Source organism: Pseudomonas sp. YQ_6 (assembly GCF_043103245.1).
Taxonomy (GTDB): domain Bacteria; phylum Pseudomonadota; class Gammaproteobacteria; order Pseudomonadales; family Pseudomonadaceae; genus Aquipseudomonas; species Aquipseudomonas alloputida.
Genome location: NZ_JBICJR010000012.1, coordinates 147,226 through 153,336 on the forward strand (window position 1 = coordinate 147,226; position 6,111 = coordinate 153,336).

Annotated in this window: 5 protein-coding genes and 1 pseudogene; 4 read left to right on the forward strand and 2 right to left on the reverse strand. The window is 62.0% G+C overall.

The annotated features are described in order from the left end of the window. The first annotated feature begins 3 nt into the window (after positions 1 to 3). Positions 4 to 765: an SDR family oxidoreductase gene (locus ACF8FG_RS04080; protein ID WP_392518610.1), complete on the forward strand. Its 762-nt coding sequence runs from the start codon at positions 4 to 6 to the stop codon at positions 763 to 765. A gap of 143 nt (positions 766 to 908) precedes the next feature. Here ACF8FG_RS04080 and ACF8FG_RS04085 read toward each other — a convergent pair whose 3' ends face one another. Continuing rightward, positions 909 to 1,652, reverse strand: a complete 744-nt coding sequence (locus tag ACF8FG_RS04085) for an outer membrane beta-barrel protein (RefSeq protein ID WP_119713390.1) — start codon at positions 1,650 to 1,652, stop codon at positions 909 to 911. A gap of 957 nt (positions 1,653 to 2,609) precedes the next feature. Here ACF8FG_RS04085 and ACF8FG_RS04090 point away from each other — a divergent pair. Both ACF8FG_RS04090 and ACF8FG_RS04095 read left to right on the forward strand, forming a co-directional pair. After that, a pseudogene (locus ACF8FG_RS04090) lies at positions 2,610 to 3,089 on the forward strand (methyl-accepting chemotaxis protein); the annotation flags it as partial. Between the two features lie 204 nt (positions 3,090 to 3,293). Further along, complete coding sequence (locus ACF8FG_RS04095) at positions 3,294 to 3,998, forward strand: methyl-accepting chemotaxis protein (RefSeq protein WP_392518611.1); 705 nt, start codon at positions 3,294 to 3,296, stop codon at positions 3,996 to 3,998. A gap of 96 nt (positions 3,999 to 4,094) precedes the next feature. On the opposite strand, the gene ACF8FG_RS04100 is transcribed toward ACF8FG_RS04095, so the two are convergent. Continuing rightward, on the reverse strand, positions 4,095 to 5,285 hold the full coding sequence (locus ACF8FG_RS04100) for a benzoate/H(+) symporter BenE family transporter (RefSeq protein WP_003252785.1): 1,191 nt from the start codon (positions 5,283 to 5,285) through the stop codon (positions 4,095 to 4,097). 144 nt (positions 5,286 to 5,429) lie between these two features. On the opposite strand from ACF8FG_RS04100, the gene ACF8FG_RS04105 reads away from it, so the two are divergent. After that, entirely contained in the window at positions 5,430 to 6,032 is a 603-nt protein-coding gene (locus ACF8FG_RS04105; protein WP_119713392.1) for a glutathione S-transferase family protein, read from the forward strand. Positions 6,033 to 6,111: the final 79 nt, after the last annotated feature.

The window sequence follows — 6,111 nt, forward strand, 5'->3', positions numbered from 1 at the left end:
GCGATGAGCATGACGTTTTCTGGCCAGGTAGCTATGGTGACCGGCGCGGCTGCCGGTATCGGCCGGGCAACCGCCCTGGCGTTCGCCCACGAGGGCATGAAAGTGGTGGTGGCCGACCTCGACCCGGTCGGCGGCGAGGCCACCGTGGCGCAGATCCACGCGGCGGGCGGCGAAGCGCTGTTCATTGCCTGCGACGTGACCCGCGACGCCGAGGTGCGCCAGTTGCATGAGCGCCTGATTGCCGCATACGGCCGGCTGGACTACGCCTTCAACAACGCCGGGATCGAGATCGAGCAACACCGCCTGGCCGAAGGCAGCGAAGCGGAGTTCGATGCCATCATGGGCGTGAACGTGAAGGGCGTGTGGTTGTGCATGAAATATCAGTTGCCCTTGTTGCTGGCCCAAGGCGGTGGGGCCATCGTCAATACCGCGTCGGTGGCGGGGCTAGGGGCGGCGCCAAAGATGAGCATCTACAGCGCCAGCAAGCATGCGGTCATCGGCCTGACCAAGTCGGCGGCCATCGAGTACGCCAAGAAGGGCATCCGCGTGAACGCAGTGTGCCCGGCCGTGATCGACACCGACATGTTCCGCCGCGCCTACCAGGCCGACCCGCGCAAGGCCGAGTTCGCCGCAGCCATGCACCCGGTGGGGCGCATTGGCAAGGTCGAGGAAATCGCCAGCGCTGTGCTGTACCTGTGCAGTGATGGCGCGGCGTTTACCACCGGGCATTGCCTGACGGTGGATGGTGGGGCTACGGCGATCTGAGTGGATGCCGTGCGGGCTGCTTTGTGGGCAAGCCCGCCCCTGACAAATGCGATCACCAGGCCAAAGCCTACGATGTCGCGTATGGACAGGAGGGGCGTGCCCAGGCCGTTCTGAGCAAGCCGGGCAGCCAGCCGGCCACCTGGCTAAAAGCTGACGCCTATTTTCAGGCCGTACTCGTCACGGGTTTGTTCGTCCGAGTCAGTCATCAGGAACTGCCCGTCCAGTTCATAGTTGTAGCGGCTGAAGTAAAGCGAAGCGTATACCGGCACAGCACCGTGTTGGTTGAACAACACACTAAGTTCGGCAAAGGGGTTGGTGGTACCTTTCAAGTCAACCTCTTCGTTGCTGATGCCATGTATTTTCAATTGCGAATCGCCATTGATAACCTGGCGTATCCCCGCTTCGAAACGCAAGGTGGCATTATTGAAGCGGTAATTGTACCCCGCCGCCAGCTTGGCGAACGGCGTGCGGTTGGTAAGGTCGACATCATGGCGGCTGGTATTGGGTTCCAACCGGTTCCATTTGTAACCGGCGCCCAGCAGCAGGTCGACTGAATGCCGTTCGGCCAGTGCCAACCGCCAACCCAGGTCCAGGTCGGCCTGGCCGTCCTTGAGCTTCTGGTCATGCTGTTTCGAGTACATGCCGCTGGCTTCGGCCTGGTAGACAAGGCCTTGCCTGGCCGTCATCTTGTTGCCGTAGTTAATGAATAAGCCACCTTCGGGCATATCTTCGGTTTCATTATTACGGCCGTTGAGTTCCAGTTGGGTGTAGCTCCCTTGTAAGCCAAGGGTGAACAACGGGGCGGTGGAAGTTTCGGCATAGCCAACGGTTGGCACAGTGAACAGCAGCAACGGGGTGACCACAGCAGTAAACATGGCTGTTTTCATTGCAAACTCCAGGGTGCACTGCAGGTCCGGAGAACGGGCCAGTTACCGATCACGATAGCGACGTTTTTATTGTGTGCAGGGGTGTTTAAAAAAATTTCAATACCCCACTTTTGGCGCAAATTTAATGGCGTCAATAGTGTTCGATAAAGTGTGGATTGGAATAAATGAATGTTTTACTTGCGTCGATTTAATATGGGCAGGTGCCGTCGCAGGTTGAGGGACGGGCTATCATTGATGGCCTAGTGATATCTTTTACAGCTGGCACTGAAAGCGACCCTTTTGCAGCCAAAAACGACAAGACATAGCTATTTGACACTATTCTGACGCCAGGCCCTTGTTCATTGGCAGATAACGTTGCCACCCTTAGCCTTCGGAATAACCTCACTGGCTGAAAGGGGATCGGTGATGGGCACGAGCAAGCACGGTGTGCTGGCCAACCTGGGCATGGCCCGCAAACTTGGCCTGGGCTTTGCCTTGGTGCTGCTGCTGACGCTGGCGGTGGCGGCTATCGGCGTCGTGGCGTTGCAAAGCGTTGGCCAGCGCTTCGACAGCTTGCGCAAGCTGGCCCAGTTCAATACCGACTTGCTGCGCTTGCGCGAACATGAGCAGGCGTTTGCCCTGCGCTCCGACATGCAGCAGGCCGACGCTTTGCGTGGCGGCCTGCAGGGTTTGGTCGAACGCGCCCGAGGCCTGCCGGCGCTGGCGGCGGCGCAAACCGATCTCGCCGCCTATGGCCAGGCATTCGAAGCCTTTGTCGAGGCCGTGCAAGCCAAGGAGCTGGCGCTGGACATGGCCAGCTGGTCGGTGTCCAACGTGTCCAACAACCTTGATGTGCTGCAGGCCGGCCTGGCCGATGACGGCGTGTACACCCTCAAGCAGTCCCAGGGCCAGCAGGGTGGCGAGTTTCTTGAGCAAGCCGCGCAGGTGGCCCAGGTGTCGCGGCTGATGCTGCAGGCCATGGACGAAGCCCGGGTACGCCTGGAAAAAAGCCGCAAGGGCGAGGAGGGTGTGAGCCAGGAGCGTATTGCCCAGACGGTGGAGGCCGCTGGCTTGGTCAGCCAGTTGCAAGGCGCGGTTGGCGATGCCGGTTACCAGAGTGTGTTGGGCGAAGTGGCGGGGCACATTGGCAGTTTCTCGGAAAAACTCAACGAATACACCGACCAACTGGCCCGCGAGCAGGGGCTGAAGGCGCAGTTGCAAGCCAGCGCCGAGCGGGTTACCGGGCGTGTCGACCAAGCCTATCTTGGGCAGGAGCAGGCCCTGCAAGGCGAGCTGCAGCGCAATGCCATCGCCATCGGCCTGGCCACGGCGCTGGCGTTGCTCGTCGGCGTATTGGCCGCCTGGCTGATTACCCGGGCTGTGGTTGGCCCTTTGAAGCATGTGATCGCCCGCGCCCAGCGCATTGCGGCGGGTGAACTGGGCTTCGACGCCCAGGCGCCGCGCCGGGATGAGGTGGGGCAACTGATGCAGGCCATGCAGCAGATGGCGGCGGGGCTCTCGGGCATAGTCAGCGGCTTGCAGCAGGGTATCGAACAATTGGCCGGCAGCGCCCAGGCGTTGTCGACGGTGACCGAGCAGACCAACCGCGAGGTGGGCAGCCAGAAGGAGGAAACCGAACAGGTGGCGACCGCCATGCAGCAGATGACTGCCACCGTGCACGATGTGGCGCGCAATGCCGAGGAGGCGGCGCAGGCGGCCCAGGCCGCGGACGAGAAGGTCGGCACCGGCCAGCAGGTGGTGCGCCAGAGCATGCAGCGCATCGAGCAGCTGGCGTCGGCGGCAGAAGCTGCCAGCGCCGGCATCGACAGCCTCAGTGCCGAAATCCACACCATTGGTGACGTGCTGGAAGTGATCAAGAGCGTGGCCGAGCAAACCAACCTGCTGGCGCTTAATGCTGCCATCGAGGCTGCCCGTGCCGGCGAGCAGGGGCGCGGCTTTGCCGTGGTGGCCGATGAAGTGCGCGCCCTGGCGCGGCGTACCCGGCAATCCACCGAACAGATCGAGACCTTGGTGGCCAGCCTGCGCGGCAATGCCCAGCAGTCGGTGGCGCAGATCCGCGGCAGTACCGAGCTGGTACGGCTGGCCGTGGCCGATGCACTGCAGACCGAAAGTGCGCTGGGTAGCATTGCCGCAGCGGTGTCATTGATTCAGCAGATGAACCAGCAGATTGCCGCAGCGGCCGAGCAGCAGAGTTCGGTGGCGGAAGAGATCAGCCGCAGTGTCACGCAGATTCGTGGTAGTGCGGACCAGGCGGCATTGGCGATGCAGGACAATGCCCGGTCCAGTGTCGAGCTGGCGCAGCTGGGCACCGATTTGAAGGGCATGGTGGGGCATTTCAGGTTGTAATCTCGTTGTCTGTGCCGGCCCATTCGCGGGTTTTGTGATTTCCCGTTGTAGGAGCGGGTTTACCCGCGAATAGGCCGCCACAGGCAACAACAACCCTCACCCCCTGCGCGGGTTAAGAATCACCAAGGCCAACACCCCCGCCACAATCCCCCAGAACGCCGAACCAATCGAAAACAAGGTCAGCCCCGAAGCGGTCACCATAAAGGTGATCACCGCAGCCTCCCGCTCACGCGCCTCGCTCATGGCCACGGTCAAACCGTTCATGATCGAACCAAACAGGGCCAGTGCCGCAATCGACAGCACCAGTTCTTTCGGCAATGCCGCGAACAGTGCCGCCAAGGTGGCGCCGAACACCCCGGCAATGCCGTAGAAAATCCCGCACCACACTGCCGCGGTGTAGCGTTTGGCCGGGTCTTCATGGGCATGCGGCCCGGTGCAGATCGCCGCGCTGATCGCCGCCAGGTTGACCCCATGCGAGCCGAACGGCGCCAGCAGCAGCGAGGCAAAGCCAGTGGCCGAAATCAGCGGCGAGGCCGGTACCTGGTAGCCGTCGGCACGCAGAACGGCCACGCCAGGCATGTTCTGCGAGGTCATGGCCACCACGAACAGCGGAATGCCGATGCTGATGGTTGCCGCCAGCGAGAAGCTTGGTGTGGTCCACACCGGCTTGGCCACTTCCAGGTGGAAGCCGCTGAAGTCCAGCAGGCCCAACGCGCCGGACAATGCCGTGCCCACCAGCAGCGCGGCCAGCACGCAATAACGCGGCGACAGGCGCTTGACCAGCAGATAGCTGAAGAACATGCCCAGCACCAGCAGCGTGCGGTGCTGCGCGGCCACGAAGATTTCGCTGCCGATCTTGAACAGGATGCCCGCCAGCAGCGCCGAGGCCAGCGAGGCCGGGATGCGTTTGACCAGGCGCTCGAAGCTGCCGGTCAGGCCGCACACCAGCACCAGCAAGGCGCAGGTGATGTAGGCGCCAATGGCTTCGCCATAGCTGACCCCACCCAGGCTGGTGATCAGCAGCGCCGCGCCGGGGGTGGACCAGGCGACGGTGACCGGTGTGCGGTAGCGTAGCGACAGGCCGATGCTGCATACCGCCATGCCGATCGACAGCGCCCAGATCCATGACGAGATCTGCGCGGTGGTCAGCCCGGCCGCCTGGCCGGCCTGAAACATCAACACCAGCGAACTGGTATAGCCGGTGAGCATGGCAATGAAGCCGGCGACCACCGCCGAGGGGGAGGTGTCTGCCAGGGGCCGCAGGCGTGCGGAAGTGGCATCGGTCATGAATAAAATCCTTGTAAAGGTGTAAGCAGTTTTTTCAGACTACAGCGAGCAAGGTTGATCCTTGCCATACAGCGGCCATTGCTTTTAGCCGTACAGTCGCCAAATATTGGGCGCAATTGCGAAACTGCTTTGCAGGGAGGGTCGATGTACAAGGTTTATGGCGACTACCAGTCGGGTAACTGTTACAAGGTCAAGCTCATGTTGAGCCTGCTGGGCCGGCCGTATGAATGGCACCCGGTGGACATTCTCAAGGGCGAGACCGAAACGCCCGAGTTTCTTGCGATGAACCCTAACGGCAAGGTACCGGTGCTGGAACTGGAAGACGGTAGCTACCTGTGGGAGTCCAACGCCATTCTCAACTACCTGGCCGATGGTAGCGAGTTCCTGCCCAGCGAACCGCGCCTGCGTACCCAGGTGCTGCAGTGGCAGTTTTTCGAGCAGTACAGCCATGAGCCGTACATTGCCGTGGCGCGGTTCATCCAGTTCTACCTGGGGCTGCCGGACGAGCGCCTGGACGAGTACCGCAAGTTGCACAAGGGCGGCTACAAGGCGCTGAAGGTGATGGAACGGCAGTTGCAGATGACGCCTTACCTGGTGGGTGATCAGTACTCGATTGCCGATGTGGCGTTGTATGCCTACACCCATGTGGCGCAGCAGGGCGGGTTCGACCTGGCAGAGTACCCGGCGGTAAGGGCCTGGCTGGAGCGGGTCAGCAGCCACCCGCGGCATGTGCCGATGGTGAGTTGAAAACCGACCTGTTTTCCAGGCGCTTGCGCAATCCTTGTGGGAGCGGGCGTGCCCGCGAACACGGGCGCAGCCCGTGCCA

Coding starts and splice junctions, on each gene's coding strand:
- ACF8FG_RS04095 (WP_392518611.1), top strand. CDS start 3,294: ATGACTGCCACCGTGCACGATGTGGCGCGCAATGCCGAGGAGGCGGCG.
- ACF8FG_RS04105 (WP_119713392.1), top strand. CDS start 5,430: ATGTACAAGGTTTATGGCGACTACCAGTCGGGTAACTGTTACAAGGTC.
- ACF8FG_RS04080 (WP_392518610.1), top strand. CDS start 4: ATGAGCATGACGTTTTCTGGCCAGGTAGCTATGGTGACCGGCGCGGCT.
- ACF8FG_RS04100 (WP_003252785.1), bottom strand. CDS start 5,285: ATGACCGATGCCACTTCCGCACGCCTGCGGCCCCTGGCAGACACCTCC.
- ACF8FG_RS04085 (WP_119713390.1), bottom strand. CDS start 1,652: ATGAAAACAGCCATGTTTACTGCTGTGGTCACCCCGTTGCTGCTGTTC.